This is a genomic window from Rossellomorea sp. LJF3 (assembly GCF_037046045.1).
Taxonomy (GTDB): Bacteria; Bacillota; Bacilli; order Bacillales; family Bacillaceae_B; genus Rossellomorea.
Genome location: NZ_JBANLY010000011.1, coordinates 91006 through 115954, shown reverse-complemented (window position 1 = coordinate 115954; position 24949 = coordinate 91006). Strand labels below are relative to the sequence as shown.

The 24949-nt window shown below is 46.4% G+C and carries 28 protein-coding genes; 8 read left to right on the top strand and 20 right to left on the bottom strand.

The window, feature by feature from the left end:
• The first annotated feature begins 99 nt into the window (after nt 1–99).
• Entirely contained in the window at nt 100–861 is a 762-nt protein-coding gene (locus V8G47_RS12345; RefSeq protein ID WP_336200385.1) for a DUF3891 family protein, read from the top strand.
• Nucleotides 862–894: 33 nt separating this feature from the next.
• On the opposite strand, the gene V8G47_RS12340 is transcribed toward V8G47_RS12345, so the two are convergent.
• The 3 genes from V8G47_RS12340 to V8G47_RS12330 all read right to left on the bottom strand — a co-directional run bounded on the left by V8G47_RS12340 (nt 895) and on the right by V8G47_RS12330 (nt 3345).
• Nucleotides 895–2169, bottom strand: coding sequence for an MFS transporter (locus tag V8G47_RS12340; protein ID WP_336200384.1), 1275 nt, complete (start codon nt 2167–2169; stop codon nt 895–897).
• A complete protein-coding gene (locus tag V8G47_RS12335) occupies nt 2169–2774 on the bottom strand; it encodes a TetR/AcrR family transcriptional regulator (protein ID WP_336200383.1) in 606 nt (201 codons plus the stop codon). Before V8G47_RS12335 ends, V8G47_RS12340 begins: the two co-directional genes overlap by 1 nt.
• Nucleotides 2775–2913: 139 nt before the next feature.
• Complete coding sequence (locus V8G47_RS12330; protein ID WP_336200382.1) at nt 2914–3345, bottom strand: MarR family winged helix-turn-helix transcriptional regulator; 432 nt, start codon at nt 3343–3345, stop codon at nt 2914–2916.
• Between the two features lie 167 nt (nt 3346–3512).
• Between V8G47_RS12330 and V8G47_RS12325 the strand changes: the two genes are divergently transcribed.
• The 3 genes from V8G47_RS12325 (at nt 3513) to nagZ (ending at nt 5936) form a co-directional block, all read left to right on the top strand.
• Entirely contained in the window at nt 3513–3896 is a 384-nt protein-coding gene (locus tag V8G47_RS12325) for a CidA/LrgA family protein (RefSeq protein ID WP_336200381.1), read from the top strand.
• Nucleotides 3881–4573, top strand: a complete 693-nt coding sequence (locus V8G47_RS12320) for an LrgB family protein (protein WP_336200380.1) — start codon at nt 3881–3883, stop codon at nt 4571–4573. Before V8G47_RS12325 ends, V8G47_RS12320 begins: the two co-directional genes overlap by 16 nt.
• Before the next feature lie 163 nt (nt 4574–4736).
• Nucleotides 4737–5936 carry a beta-N-acetylhexosaminidase gene (gene nagZ, locus V8G47_RS12315; protein WP_336200379.1) on the top strand — a complete coding sequence of 400 codons (1200 nt, stop codon included), beginning with the start codon at nt 4737–4739 and terminating at the stop codon, nt 5934–5936.
• Between the two features lie 37 nt (nt 5937–5973).
• On the opposite strand, the gene V8G47_RS12310 is transcribed toward nagZ, so the two are convergent.
• The 12 genes from V8G47_RS12310 to V8G47_RS12255 all read right to left on the bottom strand — a co-directional run bounded on the left by V8G47_RS12310 (nt 5974) and on the right by V8G47_RS12255 (nt 16926).
• The gene (locus V8G47_RS12310) at nt 5974–6156 is read right to left on the bottom strand and encodes a DUF4177 domain-containing protein (protein WP_336200378.1); all 183 of its coding nucleotides are present in this window, start codon (nt 6154–6156) and stop codon (nt 5974–5976) included.
• A 27-nt stretch (nt 6157–6183) separates the two neighbouring features.
• Nucleotides 6184–6948 (bottom strand): alpha/beta fold hydrolase, encoded by a 765-nt coding sequence (locus tag V8G47_RS12305; protein ID WP_336200377.1) that lies wholly within the window; start codon nt 6946–6948, stop codon nt 6184–6186.
• On the bottom strand, nt 6941–7858 hold the full coding sequence (locus V8G47_RS12300; protein WP_336200376.1) for an MBL fold metallo-hydrolase: 918 nt from the start codon (nt 7856–7858) through the stop codon (nt 6941–6943). The genes V8G47_RS12305 and V8G47_RS12300 overlap by 8 nt, the downstream gene beginning before the upstream one ends.
• A 26-nt stretch (nt 7859–7884) precedes the next feature.
• The gene (locus V8G47_RS12295; protein ID WP_336200375.1) at nt 7885–8625 is read right to left on the bottom strand and encodes a DUF5694 domain-containing protein; all 741 of its coding nucleotides are present in this window, start codon (nt 8623–8625) and stop codon (nt 7885–7887) included.
• Nucleotides 8616–9563 carry a phosphotransferase family protein gene (locus tag V8G47_RS12290; protein ID WP_336200374.1) on the bottom strand — a complete coding sequence of 316 codons (948 nt, stop codon included), beginning with the start codon at nt 9561–9563 and terminating at the stop codon, nt 8616–8618. Before V8G47_RS12290 ends, V8G47_RS12295 begins: the two co-directional genes overlap by 10 nt.
• Before the next feature lie 129 nt (nt 9564–9692).
• Nucleotides 9693–10223: a GNAT family N-acetyltransferase gene (locus tag V8G47_RS12285; RefSeq protein ID WP_336200373.1), complete on the bottom strand. Its 531-nt coding sequence runs from the start codon at nt 10221–10223 to the stop codon at nt 9693–9695.
• Nucleotides 10223–11074, bottom strand: coding sequence for an aminoglycoside phosphotransferase family protein (locus V8G47_RS12280; protein ID WP_336200372.1), 852 nt, complete (start codon nt 11072–11074; stop codon nt 10223–10225). The genes V8G47_RS12285 and V8G47_RS12280 overlap by 1 nt, the downstream gene beginning before the upstream one ends.
• A 51-nt stretch (nt 11075–11125) precedes the next feature.
• Nucleotides 11126–11953: a hypothetical protein gene (locus tag V8G47_RS12275; protein ID WP_336200371.1), complete on the bottom strand. Its 828-nt coding sequence runs from the start codon at nt 11951–11953 to the stop codon at nt 11126–11128.
• A gap of 21 nt (nt 11954–11974) precedes the next feature.
• A complete protein-coding gene (locus V8G47_RS12270; RefSeq protein ID WP_336200370.1) occupies nt 11975–12100 on the bottom strand; it encodes a hypothetical protein in 126 nt (41 codons plus the stop codon).
• Nucleotides 12101–12177: 77 nt separating this feature from the next.
• Nucleotides 12178–13677 (bottom strand): malate:quinone oxidoreductase, encoded by a 1500-nt coding sequence (locus V8G47_RS12265; RefSeq protein ID WP_336200369.1) that lies wholly within the window; start codon nt 13675–13677, stop codon nt 12178–12180.
• A 391-nt stretch (nt 13678–14068) separates the two neighbouring features.
• Nucleotides 14069–16477 (bottom strand): MMPL family transporter, encoded by a 2409-nt coding sequence (locus V8G47_RS12260; RefSeq protein ID WP_336200368.1) that lies wholly within the window; start codon nt 16475–16477, stop codon nt 14069–14071.
• The gene (locus V8G47_RS12255; RefSeq protein WP_336200367.1) at nt 16474–16926 is read right to left on the bottom strand and encodes a MarR family winged helix-turn-helix transcriptional regulator; all 453 of its coding nucleotides are present in this window, start codon (nt 16924–16926) and stop codon (nt 16474–16476) included. Before V8G47_RS12255 ends, V8G47_RS12260 begins: the two co-directional genes overlap by 4 nt.
• A 190-nt stretch (nt 16927–17116) precedes the next feature.
• Here V8G47_RS12255 and V8G47_RS12250 point away from each other — a divergent pair, with 190 nt between their 5' ends.
• Nucleotides 17117–17806, top strand: coding sequence for a GntR family transcriptional regulator (locus V8G47_RS12250; protein WP_336200366.1), 690 nt, complete (start codon nt 17117–17119; stop codon nt 17804–17806).
• Complete coding sequence (locus V8G47_RS12245; protein ID WP_336200365.1) at nt 17806–18423, top strand: sterol desaturase family protein; 618 nt, start codon at nt 17806–17808, stop codon at nt 18421–18423. Before V8G47_RS12250 ends, V8G47_RS12245 begins: the two co-directional genes overlap by 1 nt.
• A gap of 40 nt (nt 18424–18463) precedes the next feature.
• Here the strand turns inward: V8G47_RS12245 and V8G47_RS12240 are convergent, their stop codons facing one another.
• The 3 genes from V8G47_RS12240 to V8G47_RS12230 form a co-directional block, all read right to left on the bottom strand.
• Nucleotides 18464–19555, bottom strand: coding sequence for an ABC transporter permease (locus tag V8G47_RS12240; RefSeq protein WP_336200364.1), 1092 nt, complete (start codon nt 19553–19555; stop codon nt 18464–18466).
• On the bottom strand, nt 19552–20478 hold the full coding sequence (locus tag V8G47_RS12235; RefSeq protein WP_336200363.1) for an ABC transporter ATP-binding protein: 927 nt from the start codon (nt 20476–20478) through the stop codon (nt 19552–19554). The genes V8G47_RS12240 and V8G47_RS12235 overlap by 4 nt, the downstream gene beginning before the upstream one ends.
• 63 nt (nt 20479–20541) lie before the next feature.
• The gene (locus V8G47_RS12230) at nt 20542–20970 is read right to left on the bottom strand and encodes a DUF6526 family protein (RefSeq protein WP_336200362.1); all 429 of its coding nucleotides are present in this window, start codon (nt 20968–20970) and stop codon (nt 20542–20544) included.
• 230 nt (nt 20971–21200) lie between these two features.
• On the opposite strand from V8G47_RS12230, the gene V8G47_RS12225 reads away from it, so the two are divergent.
• The gene (locus V8G47_RS12225) at nt 21201–21392 is read left to right on the top strand and encodes a hypothetical protein (protein WP_336200361.1); all 192 of its coding nucleotides are present in this window, start codon (nt 21201–21203) and stop codon (nt 21390–21392) included.
• 134 nt (nt 21393–21526) lie between these two features.
• Here V8G47_RS12225 and V8G47_RS12220 read toward each other — a convergent pair whose 3' ends face one another.
• Both V8G47_RS12220 and abc-f read right to left on the bottom strand, forming a co-directional pair.
• Nucleotides 21527–21970 (bottom strand): hypothetical protein, encoded by a 444-nt coding sequence (locus V8G47_RS12220; protein ID WP_336200360.1) that lies wholly within the window; start codon nt 21968–21970, stop codon nt 21527–21529.
• A 177-nt stretch (nt 21971–22147) separates the two neighbouring features.
• Entirely contained in the window at nt 22148–23776 is a 1629-nt protein-coding gene (gene abc-f / locus V8G47_RS12215) for a ribosomal protection-like ABC-F family protein (RefSeq protein ID WP_336200359.1), read from the bottom strand.
• Between the two features lie 371 nt (nt 23777–24147).
• Here abc-f and V8G47_RS12210 point away from each other — a divergent pair, with 371 nt between their 5' ends.
• On the top strand, nt 24148–24921 hold the full coding sequence (locus V8G47_RS12210; RefSeq protein WP_336200358.1) for a TerC family protein: 774 nt from the start codon (nt 24148–24150) through the stop codon (nt 24919–24921).
• Nucleotides 24922–24949: the final 28 nt, after the last annotated feature.

Below are 24949 nucleotides of genomic sequence, written 5' to 3'. Positions count from 1 at the left end.
ATCCAAAGATCGAAAGCCCATGCCGCTTTCGATCTTTTTTTGACAAAACAAGAGATGTCTAGTTTGCTATAATGGTCATAAAAAGGGGATGTTGATTCTATGATTATCCGAGAAACCGACGATTCTTTCATCATGATCAAACAGCACGACCACGCTTATGTATCCGGCGAAACGATCAAACACATCAATCACAATCTATTACATTCCGATCAGTTTTTCGATGACTTCGTATACGCATCCCATCAGCACGATCGTAGCTGGATTGGCCTTGACGACACGCCGATCTGGAACGACGGGAAGCAGATCCCCTTCACTTTCTCAGACTATCCCCTCCTCCCAAAACTTGCATTCTATCAAATCGGGCTGAATGAAATCGAGGAGGTCAACCTTTATGCGGCCCTCCTATGCAGCCTTCATTTTTGTTCATTCTTTGCCAAATCAAAGGATCCGCACTGCCTGACATTTTTACAGGATGAAGCAAACAGGCAACAGAAAATCCGTAACCATCTGCCAAAGCTCGATGAAGAACTGCTTACCCAGCACTTCCAGCTCCTTCAACTTTCAGACAATCTATCTCTCTATTTTTGCCTGAACGAGCCGGGGGTTGAGAAAGAAAACGAGCATCCGTGGTTCAAGGACGGATTTAAGAATACGGAAAGTTTCCATTCCCGGAATCAAAATCTTAAAGCCAGGTGGGTGAATGAGCATGAGGTGACGTTGGATGATTATCCTTTTGAAACGGATTTTCAAGTGACGCTGCCTTATAAGAAAGTGGACAAGGCGGCGATCCGGCAGATTGGCATCGCAGAGGCTTATGGAGAGAGCCAGTTGGAGAAACATACGATTTTCATCAGAAAGTAAAGAAGACCCTGGGATCAGGGTCTTCACTCGTTATCAAGAAGAAACCGATGCCTTCACTTCGACTTCCGGCACTGCTTTTGCTTCCAATGTTTTCATGATCAGATGATACATGAAAGTCCCGGTCATCCCGAGGAGCAACAGAATGCCTCCCATCATCAGCGGACTCACCCATTCCCCTACAATGATAAGCAGGGATGCAATGATCATGGCGCCATAAAAGGTAAGGCTGTAAAAGGCCATATACGTACTGCGGGCATTGGTCGGAGCCAGGTCCCCGATCATCGCCTGCTTGATCGGCACATACATGAGCTCCCCGAACGTCCCGACAAAGCCCAGGATAAAAAGGAATACTATATTATTCGTAAAAGCAAAGGCGCTGAAACAAAGGGTAAAAATGAACATTCCCATCACAAGCGTCCAGCGGTCACTCCACTTTTTGAACAGAATTAGGACGACCGCGGATAAGAGTACGACAATCAACGTATTTTCCGTCCGCAGAAATCCGAGCATCCTCGTACCGTCAAGCGTGAAGTCAAAGCCTAAGAGAGAAGTTTGCTGCTCGGGGATATCCCTCTCAAGGCGAATTCCCACGTAATTGGTCAGGGATTGTTCCAGGGTGAGAATAAAAACGGCCCCGAAGATATACATCATGAATAGTTTATCTTTTAAAACGGTTGAATAGCTTTGAACCATCCTGTTGGATGAAGAAGTGGTTTGATTGGTTGCGGGTTCAGGTGTGTAGGTTTCTGAGATGAAGAAAATGGTGATCAGGACGGACAGGAGTGTGATTCCTGTAATACCAAGGAATAATTCAAACAGATAGGCTTTAAATAGAAACGCACCGATGATGCCTCCGATGGCCGTCGCGAGATTTCCGAGCCAGTAGCTGACAGTGAAAACAAGCTTCCGTGAATCCGAATCCGTCACATCGATGATCATCGCCTGTGCGGCAGGCTGGAACATCCCGCCGGCAAACATGTTGAGAACGAAGAATGCCGCTGTAACATATGGCAAATCGACCCAAGGTGAATTGCACAGAGCAATGAAGAAGTACGATCCCATGATGCCGAGTTCGGCAAAAATCATGATCTTCCTGCGACCGATCTTATCGGAAATATGTCCGCCAATAAAGCCGCCGATGATTCCGCTGATGACAATCAACACAAGGATGACTCCCGTTTGGGTTGCCCCGATTTTCTGGGCGAAATAGATGGCCATGAACGGAATGACGGCCATGGACACAAGTCCCCCGAGGAACTGCATGGCAAGCCGTAATTTCAGGTTAGGATGAATATCCCGTATCCTCATCAAGATTCCCACCCTTCCGTCACAGGACCGAATAACCGCAGGGCCTGTATTTTCATATTGCTCCAGATCAGATTCGTATGGTCATCGATGAAGGTCAGTCTCAGCCCATTCAATAAGGAAATATACGATTGAGCCATCAGCACCGGCGATCCTTCATAGAAGCATCCCTCCTTCTGGCCCCTTTCAATGACCGGATATATGCGTTCTGCAAACACATCGACAAAGGCACTCAACTCTGCAAACAGCACGGGATACCTGTCCGGTCTCGCCAATACCTGCTGGGAAAGGCGAAGGAAATCCTTATTCCTTGCAAACACATCCAGCTGACAGTCGATCATGTTCCTGACCATCTCGATCGGATTCCCACTGTACCGTTCCTCTATTTCACTGAAATAGGGCTTAATCTCCTCCAGAGGCTCAAGGATCGCCGCTTCAAAGAGCACTTCCTTTGTCGCAAAGTATGTGAACACGGACCCGAAGCTGACCCCCGCCTCTTTCGCAATGGCCGAAATGGTCGTTTCGGCAAATCCGTTTTCGCTGTATGTTTTCACGGCTGCTCCCAGGATCGCCGCTCTCTTTTTCATCATCTTTTCCTCTCGTGACATGTTGTTCTCCCTCCTTTGCTCAAAAATGATTGATTGATCAATTTTTATTTTACTGTTAGATATTTCCAAGGTCAATGATTATTTTTCGACAAAAAAATCCGCCTTCCTATGTGTGAAAACAACAGAAAGCGGACCTATTTTATTCGTCAAACGCACCGTTCATCCGGACCAACAGTTTCCCGAACATTCTCTTCTCTTCTTCGGACCAGCCTTCAAGGAGTCCCTCATACCATTCGAGTCTCATGTGGCTATCTAGTGCAAGCTTTTCCTTCCCCGACTCAGTGAGGTCAAATAGGCTAACGCGTCCGTCCTTCGGGTCTGAAAACCGCTGGATGAGCCCCTTTGATTCAAGGGCAGCTGCTTGTCTTGACAATGTCGAAATATCAAGCTGGAACGCTCCGGCAAGCTCTTTCAACCGTGACGGACCTTGGTCATCAAGTTGCCTCATCATAAGGTATGCTGCCCTCTCCAATATCCCGATTTTCCGCTCAGACTGATCCCGGAAGACCGCCTTTCGAATTAGGGTGGTCAATTCATATTCAATCCGTTCAACTGCGTTCTCTTTGGACATAGGAATCCCTCCTTCTTACGTCAATCAACCTGACAGATTCATTGACAACACTGCAGGTACTTGTATAATACAAGTATATAGTTGTATCGTACAAGTAATCCCAGGAAAAGTAAAGCGTTTTCATTGAAAGGTGGGAAAAAGGGCTTCCTGTCGGGAGGTCCTGAGTTATGAAAATCATTCGAATCATCATCCAAATCGGCATTCTTTATGCCTTTTCATTTATAGGCGGAGCCGTAGAGCATCTCCTCCACCTTCCAATACCCGGAAGCATCATCGGCCTGATCCTGCTTCTTGCATGCCTGTCGTTGAAAGTGGTCCCCGTGATCATCGTGGAGGACGGAGCAAGTTTTTTACTCGCCATCCTGCCTTTGTTATTCATCCCGGCCATGACCGGGGTCATGAACTACCCCGCTCTTTTATCGGAAACCGGTGCCATGCTCTTTCTCATTGTCGTTGTAAGCACGGTTGTGACCATGGCCGTATCCGGTTTTGCCAGTCAGCACTTAGAAAAACGATCTGAAAGAAGGGAACAAGCATGCAGCAAGCACTGATCGCAATCCTGATCATCACCCTCACCGCCGTCCTTTATTTTGCCATGGTGAAGGTGTATCAACGGTTCTCGTATCCCGTATTGATTCCGGTCCTCACGACCACGATTGTGATCGTCGGACTGCTGATGTCTATGCATATTCCATATGATGAATACATGATCGGAGGGAAATGGATTCACTCCCTGCTTGGTCCCGCCGTCGTCGCTTTGGCCTATCCCCTATATAAACAGCGGAAGATCCTGATGAAGTATCGCTTCCCGATCATCGGAGGCGTCTTCGCTGGACTCTTGACCGGAATGGTGAGCGGACTCCTGTTTGCACGGGTTCTCGGCGTCGACCATGAATTGATCCTTTCCATCGTGCCGAAATCGATCACGACACCCGTTGCTATCCAGATTGCATCCGGTCTTGGTGGCGTCCCCGCCATGACCGTCGTCTTCGTCATGATCGCCGGATTCTCAGGCGTCATCCTCGGACCGATGATCCTGAAAATGGGCCGCATCCACAGCTCACTTGGACGCGGGATCGCCTTAGGCAGCGCATCCCACGCCCTCGGTACGTCGAAAGCGATGGAATATGGGGAGTTGACCGTCTCCATGAGTTCCGTGTCCATGACGTTGAGTGCCCTGTTAGGTTCGGTGTTTGGCCCGATTGTGGTGTGGGTGTTTCAAGTGTGATGGTGGTTAGGCCGCAAAAGTGATCTTCCAAAAAACACGAATATGTCCTTCCAATCGTTCAAAAGACCCGATCTCACCGGGTCTTTTTCTATTTTCCCGTTTACGGCACACCAGATACGAACAGAATGATACCAAGTATCCAACATTGAAAGGAACAAACGATATGTCGAAAAATAAGATTGGTTATTCCCTTTTAATCGTCATGATTCTTGTATTCATTCTATCCTATTTCGCCATCAATCCGATCGGGGGCAAAAATCGAGAGGGTGACGCCGGCTCCCTGATCTCAGACATGACCCTTGATGAAAAAATCGGTCAGATGCTCGTAGCCGGCGTTAATGGAACTCAAATGGATGAGCCGACGAAGAATCTGATTCAGAAGCACAAGGTCGGCGGATTCATCTTTTTCTCGGACCATTTGAAGGAACCGGAGCAAACCGTCCAATTTCTGAATCAACTAAAAGAAGCAAACGCCGATAATCCCCTTCCTCTCCTGTTGAGCGTCGATGAGGAAGGTGGGAATGTAACGCGACTCCCCGGAGGACTCGTGCACTTCCCTACCAATCAAAAAATCGGGAACGCGAACGAGCCCGACGTTTCCTATGAGATCGGCACCATTCTCGGTAAAGGACTGAAAGAGTTCGGCTTCAATCTGGACTTCGCACCTGTCCTTGACGTGAACAGCAATCCGGATAATCCGATCATCGGCGACCGCTCCTTCAGCCCGGACCCTGATATCGTCAGCGAACTGGGGATCCAGACGATGAAAGGGATTCAATCCCAAAATATCCTGTCATCGATCAAACACTTCCCTGGCCACGGAGACACATCCGTCGATTCACATCTGGAGCTTCCCGTAGTCAACAAAAGCCTGCAAGAACTCGAGTCCCTGGAGTTGATTCCATTCAAGCGTGCCATCGATGACGGAGCCGATCTCATCATGGTCGCACATATCCTGCTTCCCGAACTCGATGACACCTATCCTTCATCACTATCGGAGGCCATCGTGACGGACCTTTTACGAAAGAAACTGAACTACAAGGGTGTCGTCATCACCGATGATATGACCATGAAAGCCGTGGCGGACAATTACGGAATGGGAGAAGCTGCGGTGCTATCCGTCAAAGCCGGCAGCGACCTGATCCTCATCGCCCACGATGCTCCTAAAGCCGTAGCAGCTATGGAAGCACTGAAAACAGCCGTTAAAAATGGAGAAATCTCAGAGGAGCGCATCGATGAAAGCGTAAAAAGAATCATCAACCTAAAACAAAAGTACCATCTGAAAGATACCCAATCAGGAGAGGTCGATCTGAGGGAACTAAATCAAGCGATCAAATCCATCAATTCGAAAATTTCACCCTAATAAAAAGCGGATCTCTCTAAGTGAGAAATCCGCTTTTTTAAGACACTGGTCTTTCAAAAATGATTTCATAATCCGTCGGTTTTCCGTTTCCGTTATACCTGAGTGGAAGCACCTGGACCAGTCGCCACCCATCAGCGGCATACTCCTCGATGATCTCCCTGTGTTTCGGCTCGGTGAAAAATCCGCCCAGACTGGTTTGGACGTATGCGTATTCGTACATGGTTGCACCTCCGTGGGGTTTCTTACTTTACGTATTCATAGTAGGAATGGTTCCAACTTTTTCGTCGGAATGAAGTTCTATCAGCTTTTCAACCGCCTTTATAACCACCAGCGGTTCATCCCTTTGAATATAATGAGCGCTATTCTCGGCAAGCACAAATTCACCCTTAGAAGAAATCAGCGCCATTTCCCTCTGCATGATATTCCACAATTCCTGGGATGCTTCTGAATAATGATCTTTTTTACCAGCGGAAAGTACTATGACCGGCATACTTAAAGTCTCTTCATATTCTTTTAACTGCCCCAGGCTTTCCATAAATTCTTCGTAGTTTCCTTCTCGTACAAATTGCTTGCGATATGCTTCCTGGAATTCACTCGTCATCGTAGGAAGGAAGCGTTCCCTATAATCAACCGGAGTTGAGTCAACCAGCACCAAGCCCGCGACTTCTTCAGGATATTCATGGGCATATACACTCACATTCACTCCACCGAAAGAGTGCCCGACAAAAAGATATGGAGGTTTGATGTCCAGGATGCTTAGAAGTTCCTTCATCTCTTTTACCATCTCGCGGCTCGTCCGCCTGTTCGGACTCTTCCCGCTCTTCCCAAGCCCGGCACGGTCGTATACCAGCACTTCTGTTATTTCTGACAGCTCCCCAATCACTGGATCCCAGGCTTTTGAATAATCCCCGTAGCCGGCATCCATCACCACCGTCGGTTTATTGTTTTTCTTACCTGTTAGTTTGGCGTATAGTTTGAAGTTTTTAATCGGTATCAACATTTCTCTATTCATGTACGGAAGTCCCCTTTTTGCTTTTCATACTTTTTATATTTTGAAAGTATACCTCTGGAGACGACCAATCTTTATAAAGAGGAGGAATCTCGGCACTTTCTTTATGTTGAACGGATAAGAGGTGTTTCAAATAAAGAATCATTGTATCAATGTCCTCTTTCGTCCCAATATCGCCATGTCCAGGAATGACTGTTTCAATATCCAGCTGCTTTAATTCTCGTAAAATATCCATCCATTTTCTTGGATCGGTTTCATCAAAGAACGTCGGATGACATTGAACAAATACCAAGTCCCCCATAAATATTACTTTCTCTTCCGGAAGGTAAAGCATGCTATCACAAAAGGAATGCCCCCCTCCCAACGTAAATAGTTTTGCGCTTCTCGTTGTTCCCTGTATAGTCTTCTCTTCCAAAAATGTTTCATTGGGCAGAGTCAACTCCAGTTCAGGTAACGACCGTTTCATTTCATGTAAAAAGCTCACTTGATCTTGAAGGGTTGCTTCCCCGGATTCATCAAGCTGCTTTTCAAGAGATTCTATATATTGAGTGAGTCCGTCGATGTCTGCTTTCTGTTTCTCTATTCTGGAAGGGTGGATTTCCTTCATTTTTTCTAAGGTGGTCTCGCTTGAAAGAATAGAAATGTCCTTAAACGTTTGATTGCCGCGGATATGATCTCCGTGATAATGGCTATTCACAACCCACGTGACATTCTGATTCGTGATTCTTTCGGCTACATCTCTCAACGCTTTTGACGCCTGCTGCGTGTTAAACGTATCAAACACGATTACTCCATCGCCTAAATTTACGAACCCTGCATTGGCAACTGCCCCGCCACCTGGTTTTGAAATAGCGGCATAGATTCCATCCCTGACCTTTTCTAGCATGAAGTGTTTATTGCCTTGATCATTCATCCGTTTCACCTCTTTTTTATTTTCAACTAGCGCATATAACCATTAGGAGAAACCACTCCCACCAATCCGCTCTCCTCCAAAAACTGAGTCACTAAGTGAACATGCCCCGCCCCTATGATCAACAGAGTCCGGTCATCAGGTGAAGAGGTAATCTCAGCGAGGTTCGAGTATATGATTAAATTCCGTTGATACCACCATCTCACCCAATCGATCCCAACATAATTCGTCTCCTTGCCGATACGGGCGACTGCCATATACATTTCGTGGTCGAGCTTGATCCTCGATTCTGAATTGCTTTTCTTGACCATTTCATAAATATCGGGGGGATCGATGTTTAAGTGAAGCTTCGGACGGTATGTTTCATTAATGTACTCATACATTTCCGGCTGCTCTTCCTTTGCCCACTCCATGACCTGTCCCAATCCCATGTTGCCGACACTCTCCATCCAGTCGATGGCATATAGTCGCTCATGTCCCAATTCGGCTGCGGTCCTGAATCCAAACTGATGAATCTCATCTACCTCTAACGACAAATGATCGTTCAAATACTTTTGATACTCCTCATTAAGAGATTCATCCTTCTCCTTCTCGACTTCCAATGCTATTTTAGTAGGCTTGAACTCTTTCAAACTGTTGACGACTTGCTTGATTTCCTCTTGTCTATCATTCATCAAAACATCCTCGAGCTCCACCCTCTGCAGATCGGGTGTGTAGCGCATATGGAATGTTCCGAGCACCATTACTTTTGGCTTTTTATTCATATCCATTCATTCAACCCCTTCTTCTCTAACTCTTTTCTTACCCGTTCAATCTCCCCAATCTTCCACTCTATGATTCCGCGAATCCTCTTTTCGGTCAGATGTCCCTGAAAATACTTCTCCACTTCCCAGGCAAGCATCATCGTCAAATGGTCTATGTAGAGATAGCTCAGATCACTCCTAAAATCGTCATTATCTAGAGGGATCCCCCGGTCCCTCATACATTGCAGGTAGTATTCAGGGACATAGGAAATCAGATCATCGTCATATATATCCTGCATAAAGATCGTCACGTCCCTTAATGGAGACCCTATGGCTGCCCATTCCCAATCGATCAGCCAGATCTCATTATCCTTATAAAAGACATTTTCCAAATGGGGGTCCCCGTGGGTTATGACGGATGGACATTTCGTTTGATAATGAGGGATATCCAGTCGCTCATACACTTCCTGGATTGTTATCTCCCATTCTGGACTGCTCCACGATTTTCTTGAGCTTAACTTGCCCAGCTGATCTAAGCACCAATCCTTCCATTTAGTGTTTAACTGGTGGACAGGAAGCTTGTCCTGAGCGGTATCCATACCATGAAGAGAAGCCAATACTTTTAAAATATCACTGATCAAAATTTTCTTTTCAGCTATAGGCAATGCTTCAAACCCGGATTTAACTGGATACCCCAAATCCCACATCAGCATCGCTTTTGGGGAAGTCTCCCATACATTCACGACTCTACTAAAAGATGTCATTATTTCTTCTATATTTTTATGAATCTCTACTTCCTGATCCCGTCCCTCAGCAAATTCCTTGTATATGTAGTGCTCTCTCGTATTCACATTTTCACTTAGAGCTTCGACTTTATAAATGTTTCCCGCATGGGCGCCGCCGATTTCCTCCATACTCAGAATTTCCAGGTTCATTTTACTTAGCCTGCTTTCCAAATCATTCACTCGTATCCCCCCTTTTGTGAGGTCCTTATATTGTAATTATTTCAAATTAATGGCAAAAACACAAATGAAGACGGCATCTGTTTGAGCCGTCTCCTGTTCTGTTGGTTTCACTCATTTTTCTGTTGTTTCCTATGCACGATATTCCATCAACCAACAATCCTGATATACCCCTTCATGAAGCTCACGTGCAGGGAGAATTTTCATTTTTTTAAACCCACACTTCTCGTAACACTTGATCGCCCGCTTATTCCTTGATTGAGGATCCATGACAATTAAGTCTGCTTTCTTTTCTCTGGTTAAAAAGTCAACCATACCTGTTACAAGCTTTGTTCCAATCCCTGTATTCCAATACTCCGGTTCCCCTACAAACTGATCGGTCCCAAATATCGTTTCATCCCCATATCCATATTCTTTTTTCGTCTCATCATCTACTTCATAAAATTGAATATATCCTACTTCTGCCTCTCCGAATTCCACTATGCACTTTATTTCATCTTCTTCATCATCAAAGAAAACCTTCTTAACTTTATTCAAATCAAAGGATTGATCCCTGCCTTCATAAAACTCTAGCACCCTTGGATCTGACAGCCATTTTGCCAACAGTTGAGCATCCTTACTCTCCATCTCCCGGACTCGGAGAGATTCATTTTGAAATAACATTACTTCTTCCCCCTTAATGAAAGCAAATACAAGAACCTGTCCAGAGCCTTATTCCAATCTACATGATGATTTTCTTTTACTGCATAAATCAGTTCGTGAAAAATCGGCTGCAATCCATAAAAGTCTTCTACTCTTTTGAAAATAGATTCTTTATTTTCAGCGTGATAGTAAGACAAGACTTCTTTCGTAACGTCCGGTCCGTAAGCCCAATACAATCCCGCAAAATCAAATGAAGCCTCTCCCCATTGAGCGTCCGTAAAATCAATGATTCCACTCAACAATCCCGTTTCAGGTTCAAATAACATATTTGCAGTCGTTAGATCACCATGGATAACGGCACAGTTTACCGAATCTCCTCCGTAATCATTGAGGAACTCCTCAAAGAAACCTTGAACTGCTGTTCTCTGCGCGGTTCCTAGATGAGGAAAAACCATGGTCTGGACCTTCATATATAATTCATTCCAATATTCTTTCGTGTGATTGACCTTTAGATTCGGCAAATCTGATTTTCTTAAGTTATGCAGCTTAGTCAGAAAATCACCGAGTAAGACTAAACTCTGTTGCGTTGGGGGTATAGATTCTTCAAGTGGCACACCCTCTATGTAAGGATATTTCACACCTACCAACTTTCCATTCATGTGAATGAGCTCATATATGGGGATCTCAAGCAAAGGTTTCTTTGCTGCCAATTGTTTCAGTAAATTGGCTTCCTCTAGTACTTTTGCAGCTATTTCTCTTGTCTTTGGAAATCTGAATACGGACTCTTTGTTTATAATAAGGATGTCATTGTCCCAACCGCTTGAATTGGTTTCTACACTATGAATTTGATTAGTTGGCATCGTTTTGTTCACAAAATGCAGCATTTGTTCCCTATTCACCGATCGATCCCTCCATCTTTATCATCAAATCAAGATAGATATCGCTTCTCTGATTCTCTCATAATACCTTTTCCAGTCACGGTCTCCATTCTCAATAAGCATATGCCTAACCGACAACCCCTCAAGAATCCGCAACTCCAAATCCCTGCGCATCTCCAGAAACTCCACAAGCCCTTGATATCCCTTCAACCCATTTTCTTTCCCATACCCTTGATTCACATGATAATCCGTGAAGAACTCACGCCACTCCTGACTGCGCTCTTCATATACATGACGGAAGGATTGATCCAGGTTTTCCTGATAAAAATAAATCAGCAGAGGATTCAATGGTGCAATCAACGAGCTGATTTTCTTTAGATGGTTCTCAAGCCTCTCTGGTTCCGCATTATGCATGGCGATGAATTTGGTAAACGGATTTTGCAGGAAACAGCATTCAAATATGTACACGTCATCGCCAAATGCCGTTTGTTCCACGAATTCCTTCCAATAGTTATAGGAGACGTCTTCGAACGTATCCAAATCCAATCCGTAGACATCATAAGAAGACAGGTATTCAACAAGAGAAGGGTCCGTATCAAGAAAATGACGGTGCGAAATAAAATAGTGATCGCCTTTCTTCTCGGCATACTCTTTGATACTCTCCCGATGTTCAGGATATTTTTCAAGAATGGCATTGAACTTTCCCTCATCTAAACAGGCGGTCGATTCATAATCGGCAGGGTGGCTGATGTCTCCTTCTTGAAAGAGCTTGACCTTGACCCCTTCTTCCTCCAAGTGCTCTTTAATAAAGTTGGCCGTGGTCGACTTGCCTGACCCTGGTATTCCTTCGACGATGATTAGATTCGATTTCAAGATTGCACCCCTTTTCCTTTTCTACATGTTCTTTTCCTTCATTTCCTCCAACAACTCTACAACCCGTTCATTTGATTTATTCATTCTCCTCACCTGTAGTTCGATGGAGAAAAGGGTGATGAGTGCTAGAACTCCAATTACGATCATGATGCATTTCTCCTTAAAACATTATTTCGATAAAAAAATACCCTGCGAACCTCCACAGGGCATTTCCATTGATCCACTTAACTATACGCTACCTCTTTATCCCTCAAACCCAACGCCTTCGCAGTTGACGTATGAATCTCCCTGAAGAGCTCAGGATTTTCACCCAATGCCACTCCATAGGAAGGGATCATTTCCTTGATCTTCGGTTCCCACTCTTTCATGTGCTGCGGGAAGCATTTGTCCAATACTTCCAGCATGACGTGAACGGCTGTGGAGGCACCCGGAGACGCACCAAGCAGGGCTGCGATTGAACCATCAGAGGAGCTGACCACTTCTGTACCGAACTGAAGGGTTCCTTTGCCTGCTTCGGTGTCCTTGATGACCTGCACACGCTGGCCGGCTACGACGATATCCCAGTCTTCGCTCTTGGCGTTCGGGATGAATTCGCGTAATTCTTCCATGCGTTTTTCATTGGACAGGAGCACCTGCTGGATCAAGTATTTGGTCAATCCCATTTCCTTGACGCCTGCAGCAAGCATGGTGAAAAGGTTATTCGGCTTGACCGATGTGATCAAGTCCATATTCGAGCCCGTCTTCAGGAACTTCGGGGAGAACCCGGCAAATGGTCCGAACAGAAGGGACTTCTTGTTATCGATGTAACGGGTGTCTAGATGCGGAACCGACATCGGAGGAGCTCCTACCTTGGCTTTTCCGTACACTTTCCCATGATGTTTTTCGATCACTTCAGGGTTATTGCACACCATGAAGAGACCTGATACAGGGAATCCACCGATCTGCTTCGACTCAGGGATACCTGTTTTCTGAAGTAACGGAAGACTTCCGCCACCGCCGCCGATGAAGACGAACTTCGCCGTGTGATATTCCATTTTGATGCCGTCGATATCATGGACCTTCACTTCCCATGACCCGTCGGATTTGCGCTTGATATCTTCCACACTGTGGTTGTAGTTGATCTCGACGCCTTTATCATTCAAATGGTCGAACATTTTGCGGGTCAATGCCCCGAAATTGACGTCCGTCCCTGAATCGATCTTCGTCGCTGCGATCGGTTCATCCGATTCACGGCCATCCATGATCAGCGGAATCCATTCCTTCAATTTCTCCGGATTATCGGAGAATTCCATGCCTTCAAACAACGGACTTGCTGACAGCGCTTCCAAACGTTTTTTCAGAAACGCCACATTTTCTTCACCTTGAACCATGCTCATATGCGGGATCGGCATGATGAAGTCCTGTGGTTGACCAATCAGATTGCGGTTGACGAGATAAGACCAGAATTGTCTTGAAAGTTGGAACTGTTCATTGACTTTGATTGCTTTCGTAATGTCTATAGATCCATCAGGCTTTTCGGATGTATAGTTGAGCTCGCATAGTGCAGAATGTCCGGTTCCGGCATTATTCCATTCGTTCGAGCTTTCTTCCCCAGGCTTCGCGAGCTTTTCAAACACTGTGATTTCCCATTCCGGCGCCAACTCTTTCAGGATCACCCCTAAAGTCGCACTCATGACACCAGCACCAATTAAGATAACATCTGTTTTCTTCTGTAAGCTGCTCATTATAACCTTCCTCATCCACTATATTTGCAGGCGCTTTCAATCCAGCACCTTCATGTGTCTAAAAAAAACCATACCATCTTCTATTATAATGATTCATAGGGTAAAATATCTAGTATTATCTGATTATTATAAACTATTTTACGAAAAAACAAAAGTGAAAATAGTGTCATGAACGCTTGGTGATACAGGTTTGAAAGTACCCTCACCCCTCTGAACCCTTATATGTCAAAGAGAAACCCGACCACTTCAGTAGAGATTCTGATTAGTTTTTCAGAAAAATAATTTTTACCAATAATCGTACCAACATTCAGATTATTTCCGCTGGTTTTGTCTGAAGTAGTCTGCAACTCAAAAGTCAGCCCGCTCTATAGTAGAACGGGCTGCTTTCAATCTACTTTTCCTTCTTAGGTTGGAACGGCCACCACACCCCATTGCCGAATGAAACGGTCATGGCAGGAATCAATAGTGGCAGGACGATCAGTCCATACAGAAGCAGTCCGGTTATGACGATTGTCGCAATCTGCACGAGACTGAGTACCCCGGACGGCACCATGGCCCCGAAGGTTCCTGCGAGGATGATGGCTGCCGTGATGATGACGGTTCCCATCTTCGCCATCGATGCTTTGATGGCGTCGGTCACCGTCATTCCTCCTGCCGACTGTTCACGGAAACGATCCATGAGGAAGATCGAATAGTCGACCCCAAGTGCCACGAGCATGACGAATCCGAAGAACGGAACGGCCCAGCTGATGCCGTCATACCCCATTCCCTCCACGAAGATCCATTCGGCCACGGCCACGGACGTGAAGTACGTCAGAAGCAGGGATCCGATCATGTAGAGCGGCATGATGAAGGAACGGAACAGGATTGCCAGGACCACAAACAAACTGATGAGCATGATCGTCACCGTCTGGGTGAAGTCACTCGTTGAAATATCGCTAAGGTCACGGTTGATGCTTGAGACCCCTCCGATGGCGACTTTGGCATCTTCAAGCGGCGTATCCTTGATCACCCGTTCCGTCGTTTCATTGATCCGTTCCACGGTGTCGATGGCTTCGGGTGAATATGGATTATCGGACAGGATGACTTCAAGCTTCATCCCTTTTTCTTCCCCAAATGAATAGCGGTCAATCACTTGGGCAAATTCTTTATTTTCCAATGTACCCGGTGGTAAGTATAACCCAGTATCGCGGATGGTCTTGCTGTCACTCATCCCCTGAAGCTGATCTCCGGCCTGGTTCAATCCACCTGTGATCTGGTTCAATCCATCCAGTGGATTTGGCGCTCCCTGTTGAGGTGCCTGACCCTGCCCGGCCATCGCTGCCTGCTGGCTGAGTCCTTTCACAGCCTGATCGAGACCATCAGCCGCTCCGTTCACACCTTCAGCAATCTTTCCAAGCTGATAGTCCGCATTGAATTCTTCAATCGCATCCCCGGCAGGACGTGTGATGGAACGTACACTCTTCACCCCGTCGACTTTCAGAAGCTCACGGCTCAGCTTTTCTACATATGGGACGGTATCCTCGGTCACAAGCTTCTCATCGCTTGAAAGCAGAACCTGGACCGGCAGGGAGTCCCCTTGACCGAATCCATCTTCAATTGCCTGTAGACCTTTGACCGAATCATAGCTGTCCCCGATTTCATCCACCGTGTTGAAGGACAGGGCATCGTCGTATGTGAATAAAAGTGGAACCGTGATGACCGCCACCACTGCCATGGACAACAGTGGACGATTGACGGAAAGCTTGCCCATCCACGCCCATAACTTACTGTCATTGTGGGAAACGGATTTCTTCGATGGCCAGAACAGTTTTTCCTTCAAGGTGGCCATAAAGAACGGCATGACCGTGCTCAATACCAGTAACAGAACCGCGATCCCGACTGCAACGGCAACGGCTGATTTAAAGATCGGGAAATCGGCAAACCCGATGGCGAAGAATCCGATGAACACGGCGAGACCGCTTATGTAAAGCGTACGTCCCGCGGTCTTATACGTTACGATGATCGCCTCATTGATGGGCTGACCCGCTCCGAGTTCTTCCTTGAACCGGCTCAATAACAGGATGCAATAATCCGTCCCGATCCCAAACAGGATGGCCACAAGGAAAATCTGCGTGTAGTTCGATACGGGAAATCCAAACCAATCAATGAAAAATGCAACGATCGATTGACTGAGCAAATAGGTGATCCCAACAGCCACTAACGGAATCAATGGGGTAACAATCGAACGGAAAACGGCTAATAACAGGGCAAAGATCAGCACGACCGTAATGATCTCCGTTCGTTTCAATCCTTCCTGTGCGCTAAGGTTGACATCATTATTGATGATGGCTTCCCCCGTCAGGTAAACGGATGACTCGCCTTTCAGGATGTCTGATTTAATGGAATCAGCAAGCTCCACCACTTCCTCCTGTGTTCCGTCAACGGTGATCGGAACAAGGACGGTCTTTTTGTCTTTTGAGACGAGCTGGGCTTCCAGTTCCTCGCTTTCAAGCGGATCGAGGACCGAACTGACCGGGTCTCCAAGCTCTTTCAGTTCATCTACATTTGACGCAATGCCTTTCTTTGCGGAATCCGTCAATTTTTCGTCCAGTGAATACACAAGGGATATCGTTTCTTCCCCTGCCCCGGCGTCATTCAGCATTTCCATCGCTTTCTTTGACGCGGCATCTTCAGGGAGCTGGAACGTCCCGGCATCTTCTGCCTGCTTTGTGAGGTTGGGCGAAATCACAAACAATAATACCGTGACAATAAGAAGACCGATCGTAACCGGCCACTTGAATTTGATGATGGATTTCATCCTTTTTCACCCTCCAATTTCAAAATCGATCTGATTTTCCTGAACATCGTCAGAAATTGATCCAGCTCCTCGTCCTTCACATGATCGGCGAATAAATCTTCAATATAGGCATATACCGCTTGATCGGACTCGGTTACGACCCTCTTCCCATCATCTGTGAGGCATACAAGCTTGCTTCGCTGATCTCCTTCCGCCTTCACGATTTCGATGAGGCCCTTCTCTTCAAGCCTCTTCAAACGGTTCGAAATCGCACTTTTATGAACCCCCTGGAGCTCGGCGATTACACCGCCTGCAAGCGGCCCGTTCTTATTGACTAGCTTCAGCACCTGAATCTGTTCAGGAGAATATTCCTGCCACACATCAGCCTTTACATTCTTCAGCACCCGGTCTGTTCCGAATACCATCACATCCTCGAATAGCTCGACTGCTTCAATTAACCGCTTATCCAACTAGTTGACCCCCTAAACTAATTATTCTCTTTTATAGTTTAGGGGGTCAACTAGTTGGAGTCAAGGAATAAGGTGCCTGAAAAATTACCGCTGTCAAATTTCAGAATTTATTGACAAATATATCTACTAGAATCATATAATGGTATTACCACACTTTTAAATCGGTATTACCAATCAGGAGGTACACTCAATGAAAGAACGTTCTTCCGATCTTATCGCCCGTGACATTACCCGATCCATACTGGGCGGGAAACTGAAGATTCAGGAACCCCTTCAATCAGAAAGAGATCTGGCTTCTCATTACAAAGTGGGGCGCCCCACCATTCGCGAGGCACTTCAGAAATTGGAACGGGATGGCTGGACCCGGAGCCGTAAGGGGATGCCAGCAGTCGTGAATGATTACTGGAAGCAGGGGAACTTGATGACGATTGTGACGATCCTTCAGCACGAAGAAGATATCCCGGATGAGTTCATCGTGTATATGCTGGAGCTGCGAGTCTCGATTACCCCTGCATATTTCAGGGACGCCCTAGAGAACAACAAGCTGAAGGTCATTTCTCTCTTCACTCCGTTTGAAGACATGGATGATGCAGCTGTAACGTATGCGGAATTCGACTGGCATATCCAGCATGGGGTTGCCATGCTTTCCCCGAATCCGATTTACCTTTTGATCCTGAACAGCTTTAAGGATGTGTACATCAGGATGGCGGAGAAATATTTCAGCGAATCCATCCATCGTACTGCTTCACGGGATTATTACGACACACTTTTAAAATGGATGTTGGACGGGGATTTTCACCAAGCGGAACAAACCGTCCGGGACATGATGGAAACGAGCATACGTCTATGGAAACAAAAAATGAATGGAGGCAATGAATGATGAAAAAAAATCGATTGTATGGGGATTTCTTTTTACACTTTGATATTTTAGTCATGGTGGGCATATTTCTCTTGGTACTCGGATTTTTGTTCACGATGGAGCTTTCCTTATTCAGCTTATTATTTTTTGCCGTCGGGGTCGTCACCTACATGTTCAGCGAATACCTCACCCACCGCTTCCTCTTTCACATCAAGTCACCGAAGAACCCTTTTTTACTGAATTTAATCAAACGCCTGCACTATGATCATCATAAGAAGCCGAATGACTTAAAGCTCCTCTTTCTACCGATCTGGTACAGCGCCCCCAACCTCTTTGTCTTGTGTTTGTTGTTTTATTTCCTGACCGGTTCGATGTCATTCACCCTTGCTTTCACCACCGGGATTCTCTTCATGTTCTTTGTATACGAATGGAAGCATTATGTCGCTCACCGCCCTATGAAGCCGAAGACCCGATTCGGCCGCTGGCTAAAAAAGACCCATATCCTCCATCATTATAAGAATGAGAACTATTGGTACGGGGTGTCCACCCCATTTGTCGATGTCTTGTTCGGGACCTATAAAGAAGGTAGCGACGTGGAGATGAGTGAGACGGCAAAGGATTTGGAAAAGAGGGCATGAAAAAAGTCCGATCGGGTTTGAACCGATCGGACTTTTTCTTTTATTCCCACTTAAACACATAACTAGCCAGAGCAAATCCGCCGACGAGCCACGCTCCAAGGATCAGCGTCTCCGTCCCAAGCTCCAGGAACGGTGTCCCGAGATTCATCGTCTCCCGCAGCGCGGAACTGAGATGGGCGATCGGCAGCACCTTTACGATGGGCTGGATGATGTCCGGCATATTGTTGATCGGAAAGAACACACCGCCTAGAAACAGCATCGGAAACGTCACAAAGCCTGCGATTGGCCCCGCGCTTTCCGGGTTCTTCGCCATACCCGCAATGATGAAGCCGAGGGACATGAACGCCAGGGTCCCAAGGATGATGAAGAAAATCATCGCAAGCCAAGAGCCTGCTACGTTGATATCAAAAATGAGATCGGCAATCAGTACGACAAGAAGCGCCTGTGTCCCGTTCAGCATCAGGCGTGCCGTGATCTGTGCGGCAATGAAGGTAGAGGCCTTCAGCCTCGTCCCCTGCATACGGCGGAGGATGCCGCGTTCCCGCCAAGCGGAAATTTGACCCGCCACCCCGTTCATATTGTTGCTCATGATCATCATGGCGACAATCCCGGGAACAAGGAAGTCAACATAGCGAATGTTCAATGCTTCGATCCCGACTTTCTCGACCGTCACGACAGGCTTATAGTCGACGAGGTCCTTGCTGTATTGATCGATGATCCCGTTCACTACCGTCAGTCCAAGTTCCGCGGTTGTCAGGTTCTTTTCGTTATAGTAGACAGGAATCGAGAACTCCTTGTCCCTGTCCTTCACTTTCTCCCCATATCCTTTCGGGATTGTGATCAGAAGCTGGATATCACCGTTTTTCACGGCTTTTTTCCCCGTTTTGACGTTATCAAATTTCGCTGTTTCAATTCCATCATTTTTAAAAAATAAGTCCTTGAGATCCTTTGAGGCATCGGTTTGATCATTGTCGATCATCCCCACCGTCAGCGAAACCGAGTCCCCTCCCCCTGCGAATGAACCGAGGGCCACCATCAGGATAACCGGGAAGAGTAGGGTGAAGAATAATACTTGTTTGTTTCGGGCAAAAATCCGCAATTGTGCCAGTGTCAGCTGCCAATATGCTCTCATGATTCCCGCAGCCTCCTTCCTGTCATATGAATGAAGACATCCTCTAACGTCGCCTGACGCGTCTGGAGGTCCTCGATTTTCAAATCATGCTCTGTCGATAAGGTAATCAATGAAGTCAAAGCCCTTTGCAGCTCATCGGTGTAAAGCTGGACGAAGGTATCCTTGATGGCGACTTCTTCCACTCCATCCATCTTCATGAACCACTCCTGTTCAGGAGGATTGTCCAGATGGAATTCGATCGTGCTTGTCGACTGCAACGTTTTTACGAGATTCCCAGGTGTATCGAGGGCGATGAGCTCCCCCTGGTCCATGATGCCGATCCGGTCGCAGAGCACATGAGCTTCATCCATATAGTGAGTCGACAGGATCACCGTCTTCCCCCGCTCCTTGAGTCGCAGCACAATATCCCACAGCGTCCTTCTTGCCTGGGGATCCAGTCCCGTCGTCGGTTCGTCGAGAAATACGATATCCGGATCATGAATCAGTGCCAGGGCAATCGCCAGACGCTGCTTCTGTCCGCCGGAAAGTCCTTTGATCCGGTCCTTCCGTTTCTCCGTCAGCAGCATGTCCTCAATCAGTTGATCGATGTCCACATTCTTCGGATAAAAGCTCGCATACAAATGGAGGATTTCCTCCACCTTGAGCAGTTCAAACAATGAGGTCGACTGAAGCTGGACCCCGATCACTTCCTTCACTTTATTCACATCTTTCTTCACGTCAAATCCGGCTAAGCTTGCCGTCCCCGCATCTGGCTTCCGGAGTCCCACGAGCATCTCAATCGTCGTCGTCTTCCCGGCCCCGTTCGGCCCGAGCAATCCGAAGATTTCCCCCTTCTCCACCTGAAAACGGACTCCCTTCACCGCCGTAAAGGAACCATATCTTTTCACTAAATCTTTTACATCCACCATGATTTCGTTCGGCATAACGAGCCTCCTTCTAAAAAAAAAACGTAACCGCCCATGAATGAGCGGTCCAATCCTTGTTGTTTATACGCGATGATGATCTGCACGCCAGTTCTGCACAGCTTTTTTAATGTCATTGGATGTTAAGTTTTCCGCCAGTGTCCGTTCGACCAACACCGGGAATTCTTCATCCGGAGCAAACCTGAGGGCGATGATCTGTTTCAGGGATAGTCGACCATCAAGTTCCTTCCCTGTGAGACGGTAGTAACGGAAATTCTCTTCCGTACGGATCACCCGGTCCTGAACTTGAAGGGCATATGTCCGGAGTCTTGCCCCGACTAGAATCAACGTGATCACGACTAGAAGGACGATAAAGCTAAGCAGCGTTTCATCCCCGACATTCTTCACGAAAAACGTGATCGTCAAAATAAGGGTAACAAGGGCTGACAGTGCGATTCCTACATGGAATACAGGATCGACCTTGCTGTGATTTTCATAGTTTTGCTGTTTCATATGTACCTCCTGATGGTTATAGGTTCATTATATACCAGATGAACGGTGGATAGGACCGTCCTGTTAAAAATCATATTCGGCAATATCTTGAGGTATGCGGAGGACAAAAGGAATGCCTTACCCAGAATGATTATCTATATTTTTCCATATCATATATGGTACGATAGTAATAGATATGACAAGAGTTGGAAATTCACCTGCTTTTCCTATTAAAAAAGGAGGTTCTGCTGATGGTTTGGTTATTCGTTTTAATTCCCCTTTCGTTCATGATCGGAGTTGTCATCGTGGGCAGCATTAAGGAGAGATACTTTTCACAAGGGTATCTTAAAGGAGAAAGCTACAATACTCATAAAACAGAAGGCTTTACCAGCTCTTGCCGCGGGCAGTCCAATTCTTACAAATGGTATACAGGGGGTAACTGAAAACGACACGCATCTTTTAATGGTATGGGATTCCCCGATTTAAAGGGAAAGATAAACTTAGAATCTATAACAAGCTAAAAGGTTACTCTCAGAGCGAGTAACCTTTTTCATCTAAGGGGTCTTGATGCTGCCGTTCAGTCTTTCATCGAAGCCCTCGCCTTATTTATTTTATATTCCGAGACCTGCACGATCCCAATGGAATCCTCTTCGCCGTCACACCCCTGCAATGAGATGAATCCGGTCCTTTCTTCAATTCCCTCGCAAACCGCACTTCTCTTTTCTTCCCCGGTCCCAGTTTTTAATACATAGTTCACTTTACTTCCATCGTACGTTATTTCATTCACACTTACCTGGTTGTTGAAAAAGTTCGATACCGTCACTTCAGACTTTTTCTTCTCCTGTACCCCATCTACAAAACGCAATAGTTTGTCCAGATTGGTTACTTCCCCTTCCTCATCGACCAGCGTGTCGCCATTGTCAGTCGCTTCCTTCACGGTGTAGGCATCAGCTTGTTCTGAATTCGAACACCCTGCAAAGAGTAAAGAACCTGCCAGGAACATAAAAGCCATTATTCGCACGATTTCCCCATCCCCCATCACATTCATTTATAATGAGTATAACGAAATTGGAAAAATTATGTAAGTTCTTTTTTGGGAGTTCCTTCCTTTTTCTTGTCGTAAAGTTCAATTTCACATCGGGTTTCAGATGAACGTAGTAATAAAAAAAAGCACCCGGCCTCTGCCGGATGCCTACCTTCATTTCAACTCATTAATCTGCCTGGTCAATTCAATAAACTTCCTATCGAGTTCAGCATACCCCTCATCCCCCAGCATCATAAAACTGAGACGCCCCAGCACTTCCTGCCTCTCCGTCTCGAGTTTCATCCGCTGTTCTTCTTTATCATCCCGCACAGATGCCGGCTCATCCAGCTCCTTCTTAATCGTCCCGTTTTCAATCACAAGCTTGATGTCCGTCGTTTTCTCCAGAAAATATCGGTCATGGGTGACGATGATCAGAGTTCCGTTGTACTGGGAAAGGGTCTCCTCCAGCTGTTCACGTGAAGCGAGATCCAGGTGGTTCGTCGGTTCATCCAGTATTAAGACATCCCTTTCCTCCAAGATATATTTCATCAGCTTGATCTTCACCCGTTCCCCCATGCTCATATTCCGGATCGGTTCCTGCCAATGAGACGTCTGGAATCCGAGGTGCTTCATCAACGTCTGAACTTTCCCTCTTTCCGCGAATGTTTCTTTATGAAAGAGCTCTCCCGGTGTCTCGTCGAGGGGCAGATCGAATACTTCCTGGGTCAGGTATCCTATATTGGCAGACGGCGACATCCATACATCCCCTTCTGCCACTTCTTTTCCCATAATGACCTTCAGCAGTGTCGTTTTCCCGCTTCCGTTCGGTCCTGTGACCGCCACCTTTTCACCATGCTGGATGGTAAAATGGACGTTCTTGAACAAGGTCCGTCCCTCAAAGGATTTTTTCAGATTCTTCACTTCAAGGAAGCGTTTTCCTGTTTTGTGGGTGGATTGGATGCTGAAGCGGACGTTATGCTCTTCTTCGACCTCTGTCACTTTTGCTTTCTGGAGTTCCTTCTCCAGACGCTTTTGCTTGGATTTGACCTGTGTGTCCATGCGTTTTGCTTTGACGCGGTAATGTTCTTTGTACCCTTCCTGTTTTGTGGACTGGGCGTGGGCTTTTTCCGACCAGGAGGTGAGCTCCTTCATCTGGCTCTCGATCCGCTCCACCATTTTCTGCTGCTTTTCATACTCCCGCTGCTGCGTCAGCCTCCGCTGCTTTCGGACCTCCATATAACTGGAATAATTCCCGTTATGCTCAATGAGCTTTTTTCCTTCGATGGACCAGATCTTCGTCACAGCCTCATCCAGGAAATAACGGTCATGGGAAACGAGAAGAATCGTCCCTTTGTAGTCCCTGATCTGTGTGGTCAGGAATTTCAGACTTTCTTGATCAAGATGATTCGTCGGCTCATCCAATAGCAGGAGGTCGGCCTTTTGAGAGAAGCCTTTCGCGAGTCTCGCCTTCAGCTTCTCTCCCCCGCTCAACCGCCCGAATTCATGCTTCGGCACCTGCCATTTCTCCCGCAGCTTACTTTCAGAAGGCGCCAGCCCTTCTGAAGAATGGGTTTCCGTTTCCTGCTCCACCATGGTGATTGTTACATCATGAAGCCATTGAATCTGCCCATCTGTTGGCGTCCGTTCACCTGCGATAAGTTGCAGGAGCGTTGACTTTCCGGCACCGTTATGTCCGATGATCCCGATGACCTCTCCTTCCTGCACACCGGCATTCACCCCTTCAAAAATCTTCCCGTCCATCACTTCATAGCTTATATTCGATAATTTCATCATTTCTCTCATACCATCTTCCCCTCTCTTCAAAAAAGGGAGAACAAAAAAATCCTCCCAATGGTTCTGGAAGGATTAGCACTGCGCGCACAAAGAAAGCTATGAAGTATCAATAGCTAATAACATGTATAAAAATGGGCAGACTAATCCTATTTAGGTTAATTTGAAATATGGAATTTCAAACGTCTCGAAAATAAGATTAGTTCTTCATCGTCCACCCATCACTCCTGTCATATTTAGTAAATTTACTATACCATGAAAACCTCCGATGGTGCAAAACCATTTTAGATTCGTATTAGATGGAAAATAAGTGGTAAGATAAGCTTAGAACTAATTTTTAGTGAAAATATCCGGTTTGTATCTTATAGATAGGAGAGTTGCACTTGGAATCAATTTGGTTGGAATACGGTTGGACTTTGTTAGTCCTCATCGGCCTCGAAGGTTTATTATCAGCAGATAACGCCCTTGTCCTGGCCGTAATTGCAAAACATTTATCCGAAGAGGAGAAGAAGAAAGCCATTAAATATGGAATTTTCCTGGCATTCGCCTTCCGGTTTGTGGCGCTCTTTGCGATTTCCTTTATCGCAAACGTCTGGCAGATCCAGGCAGTCGGGGCAGCCTACCTGCTTTATTTGGGACTTAAACATGTCATTAAAGCGAAGTTTGGGAAGGATAATGAGAAGAACCAGAAAGAAACGGAAGAAGAAGCGGCCGGTAAAGGATTCTGGCCGACGGTCGGGAAGATCGCCCTGGCAGACCTTGCATTTGCCATTGATTCCATCCTTGCCGCTGTGGCTCTTGCCCTTGGCCTGCCTGACTCTCCCCTTGCAGACTTCGGCGGCATGGACGGTGGACAATTCATCGTGGTCGTCCTTGGCGGGATTGCAGGATTGATCCTCATCAAATATGCAGCCACCTGGTTCGTTCAGCTTCTGGAAAAACGCCCGGCACTGGAAACGACAGCTTATGCCATTGTCGCCTGGGTCGGTGTGAAGCTTGCGGTCATCACCCTTGCCCATGAGGATATCGGTGTGCTGGATCATGATTTTCCACATAGCACATTATGGACCTTGATCTTCTACGGAGTTCTAGTGGGGATTGCCTTATTAGGATGGTTCGCTCCCGGGAATAAAGGCTCTAAGCAAAGTTCAGTTTAAAAGAAAACGTCCTGTGAACGAATCACAG